Origin of the sequence: Pseudomonas sp. PDM26, assembly GCF_019219185.1 — a bacterium.
GTDB lineage: Bacteria > Pseudomonadota > Gammaproteobacteria > Pseudomonadales > Pseudomonadaceae > Aquipseudomonas.
This window is the reverse complement of the sequence record NZ_JAHUWC010000048.1, coordinates 1-418: the sequence shown is the minus strand read 5'-3', so window position 1 is coordinate 418 and position 418 is coordinate 1. Positions and strand designations below refer to the sequence as shown.

1 protein-coding gene is annotated in these 418 nt (G+C 64.1%); it reads left to right on the top strand.

Annotated elements, in window-relative coordinates; translation table 11 throughout:
• Positions 1-418, top strand: a 418-nt coding sequence (locus KW849_RS31025) for a cadherin-like domain-containing protein (RefSeq protein WP_218433903.1), incomplete at both ends; no start/stop codon positions are given.

Here is a 418-nt window from a genome sequence, read left to right as displayed (position 1 = left end):
TGGAAGATACCGCCCTGACTGGCAGCGTCCTCAGCGGCACCTCGAGCGTCGATGGCCCGGTCAGTGTGGTCAACTTCAGCATCGACGGTGTGACGGGCACGTTCAACGCCGGCCAGACCGCGACCATCACTAACGTCGGCACCCTGGTGATCGCGGCCAACGGCGCCTACACCTTCACGCCGGCCGCCAACTACAACGGCGCGGTACCGACCGTTACCTACACCGTCACCGACGGTTCCGGCACAGACGACACTTCGACCCTGAACATCAGCGTTACGCCGGTCGACGACAGCTTCATCGACGCCAGCGAAACAGTGTCGACCCTGGAAGACACGGCCCTGACAGGCAGCGTCCTCTCCGACACGAGCAGCGTCGATGGCCCGGTCAGCGTGGTCAACTTCACCATCGGTGCGACCAC